This is a genomic window from Actinoplanes hulinensis, assembly GCF_019429605.1.
GTDB classification, from domain to species: domain Bacteria; phylum Actinomycetota; class Actinomycetes; order Mycobacteriales; family Micromonosporaceae; genus Actinoplanes; species Actinoplanes campanulatus.
Genome location: NZ_JAHXZI010000016.1, coordinates 200294 through 216729 on the forward strand (window position 1 = coordinate 200294; position 16436 = coordinate 216729).

A 16436-nucleotide genomic window follows, 5' to 3' on the forward strand; every position below is an offset into this window, starting at 1 on the left:
GTAGGTGGCTCAGATCGCACCAGCGGCAGGCAGGCGGGCGCCGCCGACAGCCCGGCTTGCGCCCGCACCGGCCACCAGGATGCGTGGGTCGAGATGTCCGACGAGCGGCCCCGTTATTCGGTGGACAGCGGTGAGGAATCGCGTAGCGTTTAGGGCCGCTTGACGGCCGTGGTGAACATGCACCGCAGCGGGCGTCCCCGCGCCGAGGGGCGGCCGACCCGCCCTCCCGGATACGCGAGCAGACTCGATCCGCATTCTGAGGACGACCTGTGCCCACTACCGATCTGGACACCGAACTCGCCGCCGAACGAAGCCATCTCACCGAGTCGCGGGCCGCGCTGCGGCGGATGCGGGACCGCGCCGAGTCGCTCTTCGCCACCGGTGACAAGGTGGCCGGCGACTCGTACACCGCCGAGCAACTGGGCCGGCACATGGCCCGGCGGGTCAAGGAGCTGGCCGACGACCCGGACACCCCGCTGTTCTTCGGGCGGCTGGACATCGACGACAGCGCCTACCACGTCGGCCGGCGGCACGTCACCGACGACGCCGGCGAGCCGATGGTGCTGGACTGGCGGGCGCCGCTCTCCCGGTCGTTCTACCGGGCCAGCGTGCGCGACCCGCAGGGGGTGGCGGTCCGCCGCCGGTTCGGTTTCGTCAAGGGTGAGCTGACCAGCTTCGAGGACGAGCACCTGGATCGCGGCGAGGAGCTGGGCACCAGCAGCCGGATCCTGACCGCCGAGATCGAGCGGCCGCGTGTCGGGCCGATGCGGGACATCGTCGCGACCATCCAGCCGGAGCAGGACGAGCTGGTCCGGGCCGATCTGGCCGACTCGATCTGCGTGCAGGGAGCGCCCGGCACCGGTAAGACGGCGGTCGGCCTGCACCGGGCCGCCTACCTGCTCTATCTGCACCGGGAGCGGCTGCGGAAGTCGAAGGTGCTGATCGTCGGGCCGAACACGGCGTTCCTGTCGTACATCTCGGCGGTCCTGCCGACCCTCGGCGAGGTGGAGGTGCTCCAGTCCACCCTGGACGGGCTGGTGGGCCGGGCTCCGGTCAAGGCGACCGACACGGATGCCGCGAAAACCATCAAACATGACGTACGGATGGCCGAGGTGCTGAGCCGGGCACTGTGGAGCCGGATCGCCAAGCCGACCGAGCCGATCATGGTGTCGGACGGCTCGTACCGGTGGCGGATCGACGTCGAGCCGCTGCGCCGGATCGTCGACGAGGCCCGCCGTGAGGGCCTGCCGTATTCGGTCGGCCGGGAGCGGGTGCGGGCCCGGGTGGTGGGCCTGTTGCAGCGCCAGTCGGAGTACCGGACCGGCAACTCACCGAGCGAGTCCTGGCTGCGCCGGATGAGCCGGATCGCGCCGGTCACCGGGTTCCTCGAGTCGGTCTGGCCGGCCGTCACCCCGGAATCCCTGGTGGCCGGCGTGCTGACCGAGCCGGCCACGGACCTGCTCACCGAAGAGGAGCGGGAGGCGATCCGCTGGGTGAAGCCGCCCAAGACGGTGAAGTCGGCGAAGTTCAGCACGGCCGACCTGCTGCTGATCGACGAGGCCGCCGGGCTCCTGGAACGGGAGACCAGTTTCGGTCACGTGGTCGTCGACGAGGCACAGGACCTGTCACCGATGCAGGCCCGTGCGATCGCCCGGCGCAGCGAGCACGGCTCGATCACGCTGCTCGGCGACCTGGCGCAGGGCACGGCGCCGTGGGCCACCACCGACTGGCGGGACATCCTGGGGCATCTGGGCAAGCCGGACGCGGCCGTGGTGCCCCTGACGGTCGGCTTCCGCGTACCGGAAGTGGTGGTGAGGCTGGCCAACCGCCTGCTGCCGGCGCTCGGGGTGAATGTGCCCGCCGCGGTCTCGCTGCGGGCCGACGGCGATCTCGCCGTCGTGCCGGTCGCCGAGCCCGCGGATCTGGACGCGGTGACGATGGCCGAGCTGACCGCGGCGCTGGTGCACGAGGGGTCGGTCGCGGTGATCGCGGCGGACGCCGCGGTGGAGCGGCTGCGCGCGCATCTGGACGCCGCCGGCATCGAGCACGCGACCCCCGACGACGTCGATGCCGGGGCGCGCGTCACGGTGGTGCCCGCCACGCTGGTCAAGGGCCTGGAGTACGACCATGTCATCGTGCACGAGCCGGCCGACATCGTGGCCGCCGAGCCGAAGGGCCTGAACCGGCTGTACGTGGTCCTCACCCGGGCCGTGACCCGTCTTTCGGTATTGCACGCCAAGCCGTTGCCGGAAGCGCTTACCCTCTCGTGATGCCTCGTATCGGTGTGATGTTCGACCGTGACCGTGCCCCCGAAGAGCTGACCGGCTTCGCCACCGCCCTGGAGGAGGCCGGCGCCGACGACCTGTGGGTGGTGGAGGACCTGGGCTGGACCGGTGGCGTGAGCGCCGCCGCCCTGGCCCTGGCCGCCACCTCCCGGCTGCGGGTCGGCATCGGCATCGCACCGGCCCCGCTGCGCAGTCCCATGCTGTACGCCATGGAGATCGCCAATCTGGCCCGGGTGCATCCCGGCCGGGTGGTGGCCGGTCTCGGGCACGGCGTCCGGGACTGGATGCGGCAGGTCGGCGTGGCCCCGAAGTCGCCGCTGGCCCTGCTGGAGGAGAGCGTCACGGCGGTCCGCGGCCTGCTGCGCGGCGAGACCGTGACGCTGGACGGCCGGGAGGTGCACCTGGACGGGGTCCGGCTCGTGCACCCGCCCGAGGTGGTCCCGCCGGTGGTCACCGGGGTGATCCGGGAGAAGTCGCTGGAGTTGTCCGGCCGGTCGGCGGACGGCACCATCCTGGTCGAGGGCCTGAGCCCGGACCGGCTCGTCGAGGCGATCGGCCACCTGCGGCGCGGCGGCGCGGGCCCGGAGCACGAGGTGATCGGCTTCACCTTCCTGCACGTCGACGAGGACGCGGAGCGAGCCGCCCGGACCGCCGCGGCGGAGCTCACCGGTCAGGCCGGTTTCCTGGGCATCGCGCCGGAGGAGGTGTTCGGCCTGCTGGGCCCGGCCGGGGACATCCCGGCGAAGGTGGACGCCCTGGTCGAGGCGGGGGTGGACACGGTGATCCTGCGCCCGTTCGGCGACGACCACCTGGGCCAGTCGCTGGCAGCCCTCAAAGCGCTGGGCCGCTGACAGAAGACGCCAAGAGTTATCCACAGCCTGCGGTGCCGGGCTGTGGATAACGTACTCAGAGGGGCTTGACCCAGCGGGACCACTCGTCCTGCGGGGTGTAGCCGTGGCGCTTCCAGATTCGGTGGGCGGCCTCGTTGGCGTCCAGGACCATGGCGTCGGCGCGCGTACCCCCGAAGGATCTGAAGCGTTCCTCGGCAGCGGCGATGAGCCGCCCTCCGATGCCGGCCCGTCGCATGGCCGGCGCGACCGCGAGCCGGTAGAGGTGGCACCGCCAGCCGTCCCATCCGGCGATGATCGTGCCGACGATCTCGCCGTCGTCGAGGGCGAGGATCAGCGCCCCCGGATCCCGCTGGTGCAGCGCCGTGACGGCCTCCACTGTGTCCACCGGGCGGCTGTCGTTCTCCGCCGCGTCCTGCCAGAAGGTGAGCACCGCGGGGAGTTCCGGGGCCGTGGCCGCGCGCAAGATCATGTATCCAGCCTAGTCAACTTTATGGCACAAAGTTCTTTGACTTTGCGTCGTAAAGTAGGGCCATGGCATCGATGGATCCCTCTGAAGCGCTGGATCTGATCCGGCAGGAGCGGGCCAACACCGGCCGCGCGCTGACCCCCGATCCCCGGTTGATGTATTGGCCGTGGGGCCTCACCTGGCTGATCGGTTTCGGGCTGTCCTTCCTGAGTTACGGACCCGACGGCCGGACGCTGGTCGCCCTTCCGGAGTGGGTGCCGCTCTTCGGCCTGACCGCGCTCATGATCGCGGCCGGCCTCTTCACCGGCCTGGTCGGCGCGCGTTCCGGCCGGTCGGTCTCCGGCCCGACGAGCCGGCAGGGCATCTGGTACGGGATCGCCTGGTCCGCGGGTTTCACCGGCCTGGCGGTCGTCTTCGGCCGGATCAGCGAGGTGCTCCCGGAGCACCTGATGGGCCTGCTCTGGGGTGGCGGCATGGTCGCCCTGGTCGGCGCGCTCTACATGGCCGGCGGCGCGATCTGGAACGAGCGGACCATGTTCACGCTCGGCGCCTGGATCAGCGCGGTCAACGTGGTCGGCGTCCTCCTCGGGCCGGGCTGGCACGCGCTCGTCGCCTCGCTCGCGGGCGGCGGCGGCATGCTGGTCGCCGGGCTGATCGGCTGGATGCGGCTGCGATGACCATCGACGAACCCACCCTCCCCGACCTCGACCCGGTCATCCACGCACAGGCCCGGCTCCGTGTGGTGGCGGCGTTGTCGCAGCTCAACGGCGGCGACCGGATCGCCTTCCCGCGCTTGCAGGAAATCCTGCGGATGACCCCCGGCAACCTCTCGGTGCACCTGCGCAAGCTCGAGGAGGCCGGCTACGTCGAGGTCACCAAGACCCACCGGGGGCGCACCCCGGCCACGCTCGTCCAGCTCACCCGCCGCGGCCGGTTCGCCTTCGAGGAGTACGTGGCCGCCCTGCGCACCCTGATCGATCCGGGAGAGGAGCCGTCATGATCCACGCCCGCGCCGAGAGCGCCACCCGCCGGTTCGGCGCCACGATCGCCCTGGACCACGTCGATTTCGAGGTCCGCCGGGGCGAGATGGTCGGCCTGCTCGGGCCCAACGGCGCCGGCAAGAGCACCCTGGTCGGCCTGCTCACCGGCAGCCGGCGGCCGACGTCCGGGCGGGTCGAGCTGTGCGGCGGCGATCCGCGCGATCCGGCGAGCCGGCGCACGCTGGGCGTCACCCCGCAGGAGACCGGTCTGCCCGCCTCGCTCCGCGTCGGCGAGGTCGCCGACTTCGTACGGGCGCACTTCCCCGATCCGCTCCCCCGCGACGAACTGCTGGACCGGTTCGGACTGTCCGATCTGGTCCGGCGGCAGACCGGTGGACTGTCCGGCGGGCAGCGGCGGCGGCTGGCGGTGGCCCTCGCGTTCGCCGGCCGCCCGGAGATCGTCTTTCTGGACGAGCCGACCACCGGACTCGACGTGGAGGCCCGTCGCGCGCTCTGGGAGGGCATCCGGGAGTTCCACGCGGGCGGCGGCACGGTGGTGCTGACCAGTCACTACCTGGAGGAGATCGAGGCGCTGGCGAGCCGGGTCGTGGTGCTCGCCCAGGGCCGGGTGCTGGCCGACGACAGTGTGGCGGCGGTGCGCGGGCTGGTCGGGATACGGCGGATCAGCCTTACGTCAGCCGTACCCCTGACTGATTTTGATTTTGATGGCCTGGTGTCCGTGGAGCGTGCGGGTGACCGCGTGCATCTGCTCACGCCGGACGCGGACCGGATGGTTCGCACCCTGGTCTCGCACGATGTGCCGTTCCGTGATCTGGAGGTGCGCCCTACCTCACTCGAAGAGGCATTCCTCGCCATGACCGGAAAGGATCCGCAATGACCGCTCTCGCCCTGATCCATGCCCGTTTCCAGATCACCGAGATCTTCCGGATCCCGATCGCCGTGGTGGGCAGCGCGTTCTGGCCGGCCGCGTCGATGTTGGCGTTCGTCGTGCCGTTCGTCGGCGACGAGCCGGTCTACGCCACCTACGCGACCGCCTCGATGATCACGTTCGCGGTGATGAACACCAACCTCTTCCAGTACGGCATCGGCGTCTCCGAGGACCGTGCGCAACCGTGGGATCCCTATGTCCGGACGCTGCCGGCCGGAACGGCGCCCCGGTTCGCCGGCCGGATCCTGACCGGCCTGCTGATGATGGCGGTCTCGCTGATCCCGGTGGCGCTGATCGCCGCCCTGTTCACCGAGGCGACCGTCACGCCGGCCGCGTTCCTGCTCGCGGTCGCGGTCTGCGCCGTGATCTCGATCCCGTTCATCCTGATGGGCCTGTCGATCGGGTACGCACTGCCGTCGAAGGCCGCGCTCGTGGTGGCGCAGATCCTGTTCCTGCCGCTGGCCTTCGGTGGCGGCCTCATGACGCCGCCGGGTGGCGCGCCCGGTTTCGTCGAGGATCTGGCGCCCTACCTGCCGACGGGCGGCGCGGTCCGCCTGATGTGGGCGGCGGTGGGCGACTTCCCGTTCGATACCGCTTCGATGCTGGCCCTGGTCGCCTGGACAACCCTCTTCGGCGCCTTGGCCATCTGGTCCTACCGCCGCGACGAGGGCCGCCGTTTCGGCTGAAGGTTGACACTTTCATACAAGTGCTGGCATGGAAATGCCACGATGCCTGACATGACCGTTCCATCGCCCGGCGTGCCCAACTGGGTGGATCTGGCCACCGTCGACCTCGATGACGCGATCCGCTTCTACACCGCGTTGTTCGGCTGGACCGCGGAGATCTCCGGCGACGACTTCGGGGGCTACACCACCTTCCAGCTGAACGGGCTGCCCGTTGCGGGCGCCGGACCGCTCCTCGGCGAGGGGCAGCCGACCGCCTGGAGCACGTATTTCGCGGCCGGTGACGCGGACGCGGTCGCCGGGCGGGTGGAGAGCGCGCAGGGCAAGGTGCTGGTGCCGCCGTTCGACGTGATGGATCAGGGGCGGATGGCGGCGTTCCTGGATCCGGCCGGGGCGCCGTTCAGCACCTGGGAGGCCGGGACGATGCGCGGCGCCGAGGTGTTCGGCCTGCCCGGCGCCCTGACGTGGAACGAGCTGAACACCCGGGACCTGGAGGGCGCGATGGCCTTCTACGGCGCGGTGTTCGGCTGGACCTTCCGGCAGGCCCACGTCACCGGCCTGCCGTACGTGATCTGCGAACTCAACCGCACCCCGGTCGCCGGCCTCCAGTTGATGGTCGGCAGCGGCTGGCCGGACGACCTCCCGGCACACTGGCTCGTCTATTTCGCGGTGAGCGACTGTGATCGCGCCGCCGAGCACGCCGCCTCCCTGGGCGGCCGGATCGTGCATCCGCCCACGCCGATCGCGCCCGGGCGTTACGCGGTGCTGTCCGATCCGCAGGGCGGCACGTTCGCAATCCTCAACAATCATCGATAAAAGTCGTTGTCCGACTCCTAACCAATCGTTGATCTTCAATCAAAGGTTTCTCTCTAGCGTCTTCGCCAGGCGTCCAACAAGGACACCGGCCACGACCATGGAGGAACCCATGCGACCCGCCATCCGAGGTGCCGCGATCCTCGCCGGCTCCGCCCTCGCCCTCTCCCTCGCCACCCCCGCGCTCGCCGCACCGGCGACCGGCACGGTCCTGTACGCGAACAGCGCCGCCGCGATCGACGGCTCGTACGTCGTCGTCTTCAAGAGCGGCGACGCCGACCGCCCCCGAGCCGACCGGCTCACCAAGCGTTACGGCGGCAATGTCACCCGAGTCTTCGGCAGCGCCGTCGAGGGTTACACCGCGAAGTTGAGCGCCGCCCAGGCCGCCCGGCTCGCCGCCGATCCCGCCGTCGCGTCGGTCGAGGCCGACCAGGTCGTCCGGATCGCCGGCACACAGACCTCGGCGCCGTGGGGCCTGGACCGCATCGACCAGCGCGCGCTCCCGCTGAACGGCACCTACACGTACGGGGCGAGCAGCGGCGTCACCGTCTACGTGGTGGACACCGGCATCACGATCACCCACCAGGACTTCGGGGGCCGGGCGTCGTACGGCTACGACGCCGTCGACGGCGACAACATCGCGCAGGACGGCAACGGGCACGGCACCTTCGTGGCCGGGGTCGCGGCCGGCAGCACCTACGGCGTCGCCAAGAGCGCCAACGTGGTCGGTGTCCGGGTGCTCGACAACAACGGCTCGGGCACGACCGCCGGGGTCATCGCCGGCATCGACTGGGTGACCGCCAACGCGGCCCCCGGCCGTTCGGTGGCGAACCTGAGTCTCGGCGGCGGGGCGAGCAGCACCCTGGACGCGGCGGTGCGGCGGTCGATCACGGCGGGGATCCCGTACACGATCGCGGCCGGCAACTCGGGGGTCAACGCGAGCAACACCTCCCCGGCCCGGGTCACCGAGGCGCTCACCGTGGGCGCCACGAGCAACACCGACGCCAAGGCCTCCTGGTCGAACTACGGCTCGGTGCTGGACCTCTTCGCACCCGGCGTCTCGATCACGTCGGCGTGGCGGACCAGCGACACCGCCACCTACACCGGTAGCGGCACCTCGTTCGCGGCCCCGCACGTGGCCGGCGCGGTCGCCCTCTACCTGGCCGCCAACCCGGGCGCCCCGGTCAGCACGGTCAACGCGGCGATCGTGAACAACGCCACCACCGGAGTGGTCACCAGCCGCGGCACCGGGTCGCCGAACCGGCTGCTCTACGTCGGTTCCTGATCCTCCCCTGACGGAAGGGCCGCCCGGTTCGGGCGGCCCTTCTCAGGCGAGCAGGCTCGGCACCTTCTCGAAGAGCTCGGTGGTGAAGGTCATCATCGAGTGGAGCATCCAGTTGCCGGCCAGCAGCAGGGCCGCGCCGATCGCGATCGCCTTCGGGACGAAGGAGAGCGTAGCCTCCTGGATCTGGGTGACCGACTGGAAGAGGGAGACGGCGAAGCCGACCACGAGGGCGGTCAGGAGCACCGGCGCCGCCATCTTCGCCGCGATCGTCAGGGCCTGCATCGCCAGCTCAACCACCATCGTGTCCGTCATGCCCATCAGTTCGGGAACTTGAGGAAACGCCGGAGTGCGGATCGGGCAGGACCCGGTTGCCGTCGGGTTGTGCAAGATCAGCCGCGGACGGCCACCACGAGCGGTCCCCTGTCGCCCTCGATGATCCGGACCTTGACCCGGTAGTGCTCGGCCAGGTGCGGTTCGGTCAGCACCTCGGCGGGCGTGCCGGACGCGGCCACCCGGCCGGCGGCCAGTAGGAACATCCGGTCGGCGTACTCACCGGCGGTGGTCAGGTCGTGCATGGTGGCGAGAACGGTCAGGCCCCGCTCGGCGCGCAGCCGGTCCACCAGCTCCAGCACCTCCTGCTGGTGGCCGATGTCCAGGGCGCTGGTCGGCTCGTCCAGCAGCAGGATCCCGGCGCCCTGGGCGAGCGCCCGGGCCAGGAAGACCCGCTGCCGCTCCCCGCCGGAGAGGGTCTCGAGACGCCGGCCGGCGAAGGACTCCAGGTCCAGCGCGACCAGGACCTCCTCCACCGCGGCCAGGTCCGTCGCCGACTCCCGGCCCAGCGGCGGGATGAACGGGGTACGCCCGAGCAGCACGTAGTCGAACACCCGCATGGCCGGCGGCACCACCGGCGACTGGAGCACGGTGGCCACCGCCTTCGCCCGTTCGCGCCGGGACAGGCGGTCGGCCGGGACGCCGTGCCACCGGACCGTCCCGCCGAACGCCAGCAGCCCGCCGATGGCCCGCAGCGCGGTGGACTTGCCGGCCCCGTTCGGCCCGATGACGGTGACCCACTCGCCCTCGGCCACGTCCAGGTCCACACCGTCGACGATGAGGGCCCCGTCCAGCCGTACCGTGAGCCCTTCGACCTCGATCGCGCTCATGACGGCACCGACCGGTTGGTCCGCAGCACCAGCACGAAGAAGGGCGCGCCAAGAAACGCCGTGACCACTCCGATCGGGATCTCCGCGTCTCCGCCCGCGGTCCGGGCGACCAGGTCGGCGAGGACCAGGAAGGCCGCCCCGAACAGCAGCGACAGCGGCAGCAGCGCCCGGTAACTGGGCCCGGCCATGAGTCGCAGCGTGTGCGGCACGATGATCCCGACGAAGCCGATCAGCCCGGAGGCGCTGACCGCGGCGGCGGTGCCCAGCGAGGCCGCGATGATCAGCAGGTAGCGGGACCGCTGCGGGTGCAGGCCCAGGCTGGTCGCCTCGGCGTCGCCGACGGTCAGCACGTCCAGCTCGCGGCGCTGGGTCAGCACGATCACGGCGGTCACCACCACGTAGGGCAGGATCACCCGCACGTCGTGCCAGCCCGCGGTGGACAGCCGGCCGAGCGTCCAGGAGAACACCTCACGGACCGACTCGACGTTCCGTTGCAGCAGGTAGGTCTGCGCCGCGGACAGGAACGCCGACACCGCGACCCCGGCCAGGATCAGGGTGGCGGGCGACCGGTCCCGGCCCCCGGCCGCACCGAGCAGCCAGGTGAGGGCCACCGCGCCGACCGCGCCCACGAACGCCGCCATCGGCGCCCCGATCGGCAGTTCGGTGACCTCGCCGGTGGCCCGCAGGACGATCACCGCGGTCACCCCGAGACCGGCGCCGGCCGCCACCCCGAGCAGGTGCGGATCGGCCAGCGGGTTGCGGAAGGCGCCCTGGTAGGCGGCGCCGGCCAGGGCCAGCATCGCGCCGACCAGCGCGCCCAGCACCACGCGGGGCAGCCGGAGCTGGGTGAGGATCGCGACCTCACGGTCGGTCAGGCCGCTGTCCAGGCGTACCCCCGGAAGGAGATTGAGCATCTCCACCGCGACGCCGCCGGGCGGCAGCCGGACCGACCCGAAGGCCAGCGCCAGAACCATCGCGCCCAGCAGCGTGAGCACTCCGGCCGCCAGCCACGCCGGGCGCAGCCCGGCAGGCCGGCGCCGGCTCACGCGGGTACCTTGCTCACCGCGTCTCCCACGGCCTTGACCAGATCGACGGTACGGGGACCCCAGCGCGAGGCGATGTCGTCGTCGAGGGCGTAGATCTGGCCCTTGCTGACGGCGGCGATCGACGCCCAGCCGGGCCGCGCCTTCACCGTCTCCGGGGACTGCTGGCAGCACTTGGTGTCGGCCAGGAAGATCGTGTCCGGGTTCGCCTGGACCAGCGACTCCTGGGCGAGCTGCGGGTAGCCGCCGAGCTTGCCGTCCGGGTCGGCGGCGTCGGCCACGTTGGTCATCCCGAAGAGGTTGAAGACCGAGCCGATGAAGGTCTTTGAGGTGGCGGAGTACAGGTCCGGGCCCAGCTCGTAGTAGTAGCTGAGCGGCTTGCTCCGGGCCGGCACCGACTTGACGATCTTGTCGATGTCCGCGGCCATCCGCTCGTTCAGCGCCTTCGCCTCGGCCGGGTGACCGGTGAGCGCGCCGAGTTCGGTGATCTCCCGGTAGGTGTCGTCGAGGGTGGCGGCGGCCGGTGACACGAACGCCGGGATCGACAGTTTGCCGAGCTGGGCCACGATGCCGTCGGAGTCGTTGGACAGCACCACGAGGTCCGGGTCCTTGGCCGCGATCGCTTCGGCGTTCGGCTTGAAACCGGACAGGTCGGTCTTCGGCGCGTCGGCCGGGTGGGTGGACTGGTCGTCGACCGCGGTGACCTGCGACCCGGCGCCGATCGCGTAGAGCATCTCGGTGGCCGTCGGGCTCAGCGACACGATCTTCGCGGGCGGGGCGGTCAGGGTCACGGCGCCGACCGTGACCGGGTACGCACCGGCGGCGGAACTGGACGCGGTGGCGGGCGCGGGTTCGTCGCCCGCACATCCGGCGAGGAACAGTGCGGTGGCCGCTATGGCAGCGGTGAGCAGGCGTTTCATCGGTCCTCCTGTCGGCCGGTCAGGTGGTGCTTCGCCGACAGGGGCCACGCTGGCCGCCGCCCGCGAGGCGCCCCTCCCCGGGAGCGCTGAATCGCGACCGACGCCCAGGCGACCTGGCTAGACCTCCGAAGAGGGATCACAGTTGCGGGACAGCTCCGGTTTCACACCGGCTTCGCTGCGGCGCGGTCCCTGAAACGCTAACCCACGGCCGTCCCGCAACCTCATCGGCATCACATGACGAGCCTTCCGGTCACATCGTCGGCGCTGATCAGGCCCCAATGGCGGGAGTCGAAGGCCACCGGGCGGCTGTCACCGAGCACATAGACGGCGCCGTCCGGGACGGTGACCGGAGCGCACTCGGTGCCGACCACCTCGGACTCGAACGACAGGTACGGCTCGTCGAGCGCCGTGCCGCCGCGCAGCACCCGCCCGTCCCGGCACTCGATGCGGTCACCGGGCAGGCCGATGACCCGGAGCAAGTCTCGTGCCCGGGCGCGTCCGGGATCCGGAGAGCGACGATGTCGCCGTGGTCGATGCCGGTCACCCGGTAACCGATCCGGTCGACCAGGTGGCGGCTCGTGACGGCGAGGGTCGGAGTCATGGCGTTGCTCGGCACGAACCAGACCGAGAAGGAGAACGACGTGGTCGCGGCGAGCAGCACGGCGGCCAGCGCGACCCCGTAGGCGACCGGCCGCTCCCGCACCGCGACCCACAGGCCGCCGGCCGTCCAGCGCAGCGCCGCCCAGGTCCCGGTCGTCTGATCGAACTCGGCCAGCACCGCTTCGCCCCACGGCTTGCCCGTGACCGCGATCTTCAAGATCCGGTACAGCACCCGCCTCATGCCGGCCTCACGATCGCCAGGCTCGTGCCCCGGCGGGCCGCGGCCTTGGCCGCGGCGTCGGCCAGCCGGACCCGGGCCAGCGCCACCCCGTCGCCGGTCAGCCGGTAGGTGTGCCGGGGCGGGCGGCCCGGCTGGTCGGAGGGCTCCCAGCCGGCCTCCAGCAGCGCCTGCTCGGTGAGGCGCATCAGGATCGGGTAGAGCGTCCCGGACGCCAGGCCGGTCTCCCGGCTCAGGTCGTAGCCGTAACGCCAGGTGGAGGGGTCCTTCATCAGCGCCTCGAAGAGCCGCAGGGTCTGCGGCGAGGCATGCGGTGTCCTCGGCATGACCGAAACTCTACATAACTCGACTTACCCGAAGTCAAGGGGCCGGCATCGATCAGATGCCGGCTCAGGGGTTCTTGCCGTGCTCCACGACGTCGGCGGCGGCGACCCGGTCCCCCGCGGCGGCCGCCTCCTCGTCACCGGCGAGCGCCGAGCGCAACCGGTCCTTCTCCGCGGTACGGCGGGCCGCCATCTCGCCGAGCTGCTCGGCCATCTCGTCACGCCACCGGCGCAGCAGGATGAACGAGAGAGCCGCCGAGGCGACGAACGCCACCATGACGCAGACCAGGACGTTCAACGGCGTCAGGAGGAACGACACGGCGAAGGCGGCCACGAACAGTCCGAGGCGGCCGAGCGTGTACTTGACGGCGGGCTTCATGCGATATCTCCCTCAGCCGGACCGGTGACTGAGCCACCGGAGGCCGTAGAACCAGACCAGGCAGTACACGACCGTACCGGTCAGGGCGCCGGAGCCGCCGCTGACCAAGGGCGGAGCGACCTCGGACACCACACCGGCCACGGTCATCCCGGCCGCGACACCGAAGCCGGCGGCCAGACCACTCACCATGATCCGGTGTGCGCCGAAGCCCTCGGCCCGGAACTCCTCGACGAACAGCCAGACAGGCAGGATCAGCGCGAGCCAGCCGTTCGACTCACCGAACTCACCGAGGCCGGTCAGCGCCATCACCGCCTCGAATATCAACAGTACGGCGGCGCCGGCGGCCAACCCGGCGAAGGCGGAACCCAGCAGGTCACCGATCGTCGCCAGGCGGCCGGTCGCGTCCTTCTTCAGCTGGGTCATCAACGTCACCGTCCGTATGGGGTCAGGCCCAGATCTTCTGGGGCTCACTGCGGCGCTCGGCCAGCTTCGGCGCCTTCTCGTACTCGCGTACCACCTGATAACGAGTGTCCCGCTCGACCGGCTGGAATCCGGCGTCCCAGATCAGATCGAGCAGGTCCTCGCGGTGCATGGTGTGCGGGGTGCCGTACGAGTCGGCGTCGTGGGTGATCTTGTACTCCACCACCGAGCCGTCCAGGTCGTCGGCGCCGAAGTTGAGCGACAACTGGGCCACCGAGAGACCGTGCATGACCCAGAAGTTCTTCACGTGCGGCACGTTGTCGAACATCAGCCGGGACACCGCGAACGTCTTGAGCGACTCGGCCGGCGCCGCCATCGTGGTGCGCTCCTGGATCCGGTTACGGACCTTGCCGTCCGCCGAGTCGTGGAAGTCGTGCTGGTAGCGCAGCGGGATGAAGACCGCGAACCCACCGGTCTCGTCCTGGAGCTCGCGCAGCCGCATCACGTGGTCGACCCGGTGCCGCGGTTCCTCGATGTGCCCGTACAGCATGGTGGCGGGCGTCTTCATGCCCTTCTCGTGGGCCAGCCGGTGGATCCGGGACCAGTCCTCCCAGTGGCACGCGTGGTCCACGATGTGCTGCCGGACCTCCCAGTCGAAGATCTCGGCGCCGCCACCGGTCAGCGACTCCAGGCCGGCGTCCATCAGCTCGTCCAGGATCTCGCTCGCCGACAGGCCACTGATCTTCTCGAACCACTGCACCTCGGTCGCGGTGAAGCACTTGAGCTTCACGTTCGGCAGCGCGGCCTTCAGCTCACGCAGTACCTTCGGGTAGTACCGCCAGGGGAGGGTGGGGTGCAGGCCGTTGACGATGTGCAGCTCGGTGAGCTGCTCGTCCTCCATCTCCTTGGCCTTGCGGACGGCCTCGTCGATGCGCATCGTGTACGCGTCCTTCTCGCCCGGCTTGCGTTGGAAGGAGCAGTACGCGCAGCTGGCCGAGCAGACATTGGTGAGGTTGAGGTGCCGGTTGACGTTGAACATCACCCGGTCACCGTTCAGCTCGGTGCGCTTGTGGTGCGCCAGGCGGCCGAGCCAGGCGAGATCATCGCATTCATAGAGCGCGATACCGTCCGCACGGCTCAGCCGCTCACCGGCGTAGACCTTCGCTTCCAGCTCACGCTTCAACCCCGCATCCATGCGGTCGAGGGTACGTCCCGCCGCTCGGGTGGCCCGCGGCACCGTTGAGTCGAATAATTCTCAGCATGCTTTCACCTTCATTGGATCGACATGGGTGCGCGGCTTGCGGTATGAACCAGTAGGAACGACAAGCGGCGGTCGCCCACCGACGCGGACGGGAAGCTGATGTCCAAGGCATTGCGGCACGGATCGCCGAATCGCATGCGCTTCGTGCGGTCCCGCTTTCGACCTGTCGTGTGCTCAGCCGCGGTCGCGGCCGCGATCGCAGCGCTCTTCCAGCCGATCCCGGCGATGGCCGATCCGGTCTCGGTGACCGGCTCCACCTCGGTGCCGGACGCCGGGGCACGCCCCCCGCATCTCGCCTCGCTCGTCCTCCCCGGCGCGCAGACCGCCAGCCCCACCCCGACCACCCCGTCGCTCATCACGCCCGGAGTCGTCGCCAGCCCGGTCATTCAGAAGGTGGAGAAGGGCCGCGCCGAGATCGCCGCCCTCGGCGACCAGCTGATCCGGCTGGGCCAGGATCGCGACCTCGCCCAGACCCACCTCACCGCCGCGGCACAGCGGGTCACCGAGACCCAGCAGGCCGCCGCCCAGGCGAAGACGATCGCCGCCGAGGCCGCCGCCGCGACCATGCAGGAGGCCGCCGCCCTGCCGCCCGGCGCCCTCGACTCCGGTCTGCTCGACCTCGACGCGCTGTCCCGCATGCAGCGTGGTGACGCCACGTCGTACGAGGCGGCCGCCTCACGCCTGGCCGCCGCCGAGGCCGCGGTCAAGACCGCCACCGAGGAGCACCTGCTCGCCGGCAACCGGCACAGCAGCCTCTCCGCACAGTGGACCTCTCTGAACACGCAGATCGGCCGCAAACAGGCGGCCCAGAAGAAGTATGAAGACGAGCACCGCGACGAGATCAGCGCCGCCGAGAGCACGGCGAACGCGGCTGACCAGCAGCTCGGCGCCGAGTACCTGGCCGGTTCCCAGGAGGGCCGCGACGCCGACCCGCGCGCGGTGAAGGCGCTCGAGTTCGCGCTGGCCCAGCGCGGCGATCCGTATGTGTGGTCCGAGGAGGGCCCGGACCGGTACGACTGCTCCGGCCTGATGTACGCGGCCTACCGCTCCACCAACTACCCGCTCGTCCGGGTCTCCCGCGATCAGTACTACCAGACCCGTGACCGGGTGGTCTCCCGCTACTCGCTGCTCCCCGGCGACCTGCTCTTCTTCAGCTCCTCCAGCAGCTGGACGGGCATTCACCACGTCGCCATGTATGCGGGCGAGGGCATGATGGTCGAGGCCCCGCGGACCGGCCTGAACGTCCGTCTCACCCCGGTCCGGTGGAGCCGCCTGTTCGCGGCGACCCGGGTGTACGGGTCGATCGAGGGTGACACCGAGACGCCGGACCTCGGCGCTCCCGACCCGGACGAGCCGGCCACGTCGCCGAGCCCGAGTTCGACCACCAGCAAGCCGCCGACCAGCCCGTCGAGCAGTCCGTCGAGCAGCAAGACGCCGAAACCGAGCTCGTCCAGTTCAACGTCCCCGTCGGCCTCGCCGTCGACGTCGACGTCGCCGTCCACCTCACCGTCGCCGTCGGCCAGCCCGTCGCCGAGTCCCACCCCCAATCCGTCCGACAGCACGATCCCGGTGACCACGCCGACCCCTGGCGAGAGCGGTTCGTCGTCCTCGGCCGCCGCGACGTCGTCGTCGGCCGGCTCCGCGTCCGTGACGTCAGCGTCGAAGACCGCCGCCACGTCCGATTCGAAATCCATCTCCCCGTCCGCTTCGAAATCCGCCTCCCCGTCCGCTTCGTCCAGCGACTGAGCCAGTCGCGCCGGCGAGAATCGAGTAGTACGCC

Annotated in this window: 19 protein-coding genes and 1 pseudogene; 9 read left to right on the forward strand and 11 right to left on the reverse strand. The window is 70.8% G+C overall.

The window, feature by feature from the left end; all coding sequences use genetic code 11:
• The first annotated feature begins 269 nt into the window (after positions 1-269).
• Together KZ829_RS28850 and KZ829_RS28855 are read left to right on the forward strand one after the other, a co-directional pair.
• Complete coding sequence (locus KZ829_RS28850; protein ID WP_220147053.1) at positions 270-2270, forward strand: HelD family protein; 2001 nt, start codon at positions 270-272, stop codon at positions 2268-2270.
• A complete protein-coding gene (locus tag KZ829_RS28855; RefSeq protein ID WP_220147054.1) occupies positions 2270-3136 on the forward strand; it encodes an LLM class flavin-dependent oxidoreductase in 867 nt (288 codons plus the stop codon). The genes KZ829_RS28850 and KZ829_RS28855 overlap by 1 nt, the downstream gene beginning before the upstream one ends.
• 55 nt (positions 3137-3191) lie before the next feature.
• On the opposite strand, the gene KZ829_RS28860 is transcribed toward KZ829_RS28855, so the two are convergent.
• Positions 3192-3605 carry a GNAT family N-acetyltransferase gene (locus KZ829_RS28860; RefSeq protein ID WP_220147055.1) on the reverse strand — a complete coding sequence of 138 codons (414 nt, stop codon included), beginning with the start codon at positions 3603-3605 and terminating at the stop codon, positions 3192-3194.
• Between the two features lie 62 nt (positions 3606-3667).
• Here KZ829_RS28860 and KZ829_RS28865 point away from each other — a divergent pair, with 62 nt between their 5' ends.
• The 6 genes from KZ829_RS28865 (at position 3668) to KZ829_RS28890 (ending at position 8312) form a co-directional block, all read left to right on the forward strand.
• Positions 3668-4279: a transporter gene (locus KZ829_RS28865; RefSeq protein ID WP_220147056.1), complete on the forward strand. Its 612-nt coding sequence runs from the start codon at positions 3668-3670 to the stop codon at positions 4277-4279.
• Positions 4276-4602 (forward strand): winged helix-turn-helix domain-containing protein, encoded by a 327-nt coding sequence (locus KZ829_RS28870; protein ID WP_183225929.1) that lies wholly within the window; start codon positions 4276-4278, stop codon positions 4600-4602. Before KZ829_RS28865 ends, KZ829_RS28870 begins: the two co-directional genes overlap by 4 nt.
• Positions 4599-5480 carry an ABC transporter ATP-binding protein gene (locus tag KZ829_RS28875; protein ID WP_220147057.1) on the forward strand — a complete coding sequence of 294 codons (882 nt, stop codon included), beginning with the start codon at positions 4599-4601 and terminating at the stop codon, positions 5478-5480. Before KZ829_RS28870 ends, KZ829_RS28875 begins: the two co-directional genes overlap by 4 nt.
• Complete coding sequence (locus tag KZ829_RS28880; protein WP_220147058.1) at positions 5477-6217, forward strand: ABC transporter permease; 741 nt, start codon at positions 5477-5479, stop codon at positions 6215-6217. The genes KZ829_RS28875 and KZ829_RS28880 overlap by 4 nt, the downstream gene beginning before the upstream one ends.
• Before the next feature lie 51 nt (positions 6218-6268).
• Positions 6269-7030, forward strand: coding sequence for a VOC family protein (locus tag KZ829_RS28885; protein WP_220147059.1), 762 nt, complete (start codon positions 6269-6271; stop codon positions 7028-7030).
• Between the two features lie 109 nt (positions 7031-7139).
• Positions 7140-8312, forward strand: coding sequence for a S8 family peptidase (locus KZ829_RS28890; RefSeq protein WP_281428264.1), 1173 nt, complete (start codon positions 7140-7142; stop codon positions 8310-8312).
• A gap of 42 nt (positions 8313-8354) precedes the next feature.
• Here the strand turns inward: KZ829_RS28890 and fliQ are convergent, their stop codons facing one another.
• The 10 genes and pseudogenes from fliQ to mqnE all read right to left on the reverse strand — a co-directional run bounded on the left by fliQ (position 8355) and on the right by mqnE (position 14590).
• Positions 8355-8624 (reverse strand): flagellar biosynthesis protein FliQ, encoded by a 270-nt coding sequence (gene fliQ / locus KZ829_RS28895; protein WP_183215336.1) that lies wholly within the window; start codon positions 8622-8624, stop codon positions 8355-8357.
• A 77-nt stretch (positions 8625-8701) separates the two neighbouring features.
• A complete protein-coding gene (locus KZ829_RS28900; RefSeq protein ID WP_220147061.1) occupies positions 8702-9472 on the reverse strand; it encodes an ABC transporter ATP-binding protein in 771 nt (256 codons plus the stop codon).
• Complete coding sequence (locus KZ829_RS28905) at positions 9469-10518, reverse strand: FecCD family ABC transporter permease (protein WP_308285702.1); 1050 nt, start codon at positions 10516-10518, stop codon at positions 9469-9471. The genes KZ829_RS28900 and KZ829_RS28905 overlap by 4 nt, the downstream gene beginning before the upstream one ends.
• Positions 10515-11435: an ABC transporter substrate-binding protein gene (locus tag KZ829_RS28910; RefSeq protein ID WP_220147062.1), complete on the reverse strand. Its 921-nt coding sequence runs from the start codon at positions 11433-11435 to the stop codon at positions 10515-10517. Before KZ829_RS28910 ends, KZ829_RS28905 begins: the two co-directional genes overlap by 4 nt.
• 230 nt (positions 11436-11665) lie before the next feature.
• The gene (lepB, locus tag KZ829_RS44175) at positions 11666-11914 is read right to left on the reverse strand and encodes a signal peptidase I (RefSeq protein ID WP_281428265.1); all 249 of its coding nucleotides are present in this window, start codon (positions 11912-11914) and stop codon (positions 11666-11668) included.
• A 68-nt stretch (positions 11915-11982) separates the two neighbouring features.
• Positions 11983-12276: pseudogene (locus KZ829_RS44920) on the reverse strand (hypothetical protein); the annotation flags it as partial.
• On the reverse strand, positions 12273-12599 hold the full coding sequence (locus KZ829_RS28920) for a PadR family transcriptional regulator (RefSeq protein ID WP_188120668.1): 327 nt from the start codon (positions 12597-12599) through the stop codon (positions 12273-12275). The gene KZ829_RS28920 and the pseudogene KZ829_RS44920, both read right to left, overlap by 4 nt.
• A 64-nt stretch (positions 12600-12663) precedes the next feature.
• Positions 12664-12975: a DUF4229 domain-containing protein gene (locus tag KZ829_RS28925; RefSeq protein ID WP_220147064.1), complete on the reverse strand. Its 312-nt coding sequence runs from the start codon at positions 12973-12975 to the stop codon at positions 12664-12666.
• A gap of 12 nt (positions 12976-12987) precedes the next feature.
• Entirely contained in the window at positions 12988-13398 is a 411-nt protein-coding gene (locus KZ829_RS28930) for a hypothetical protein (RefSeq protein WP_183225941.1), read from the reverse strand.
• Between the two features lie 22 nt (positions 13399-13420).
• Positions 13421-14590, reverse strand: coding sequence for an aminofutalosine synthase MqnE (mqnE, locus tag KZ829_RS28935; protein WP_220147065.1), 1170 nt, complete (start codon positions 14588-14590; stop codon positions 13421-13423).
• 234 nt (positions 14591-14824) lie between these two features.
• Between mqnE and KZ829_RS28940 the strand changes: the two genes are divergently transcribed.
• Complete coding sequence (locus KZ829_RS28940) at positions 14825-16402, forward strand: C40 family peptidase (RefSeq protein ID WP_308285703.1); 1578 nt, start codon at positions 14825-14827, stop codon at positions 16400-16402.
• Positions 16403-16436 lie beyond the last annotated feature (34 nt).